Here is a 758-nt window from a genome sequence, read left to right as displayed (position 1 = left end):
TCGCCGCATACGTGCGGTGGCGCAATGCTCGTGCCGAGCCGAAGACCCGGTTCGCCCCGGACTCACCGATCCGATCGTGGACCGAGTACCCGCATTACACGGCCAAGGTTGCTTGACGAGGCACTAGAGTCCGTGCGGGACCGATGCCGCACTGGAGGAGCAGTTCCAGCTCCCCGGTGAAGGCTGCCATGAAGACGGCCCTGGGGTTCGGCGCGGCGGCGCCCGCCACCACCGTCACCGCTGCCTCTACGGTGGAGCTCCGAATCGTTCGTTCCCAATGCCATGGGATGAACGTCCTCTCCAGCGCCCACGCCGAGTTACTCCAAACGCTGCGCACAGCGTTGGACCCGGACTGTTTCCGCCGACCTCCAGCTGGGGCGCGGCGTCGACGCTCGCTGTGTGTCCGCGAGGCGGACGGGCAAGGCAATCGGAGCGCCAAGTGGGTAGATGCGCTCAACGCTGCCATGATCCGCCGTCAGGATGCTGCTCCGGCGAGCGTCAGCCGAATAGTCCCTATGTCTCTTCGGATCGGGCACACGAAGCTGCAAGATGTCTGCTACCCGGATCGCAGTTCTGCACGCGACCCCGCCGGCGGTCACAGCTTCCACAACCGCAGCAGCGCGGCCCGCAGGCGTGGGGAGATGACCCGGTGGTCGTGGTGCAGCCGCGGATTCGGGTGATCATGCTCGGCGAGATTGCGTGCGGCGTCCGCCACGGAGATCGGGTCGAGGTCGGGGCGGGGGCGCACCCGATAGGCC

At 67.3% G+C, this 758-nt stretch carries 1 pseudogene; it reads right to left on the bottom strand.

Going from position 1 to position 758, the window contains the following annotated elements:
* Positions 1-595: 595 nt before the first annotated feature.
* Positions 596-758: pseudogene (locus M1M07_RS32340) on the bottom strand (phosphatidylserine/phosphatidylglycerophosphate/cardiolipin synthase family protein); the annotation flags it as partial.

The sequence above is a fragment of the Rhodococcus sp. HM1 genome (assembly GCF_023218075.1).
Taxonomy (GTDB): domain Bacteria; phylum Actinomycetota; class Actinomycetes; order Mycobacteriales; family Mycobacteriaceae; genus Rhodococcus.
Note: the sequence above shows the minus strand (reverse complement) of the source record. Positions and strands in the feature narration are given on the sequence as shown.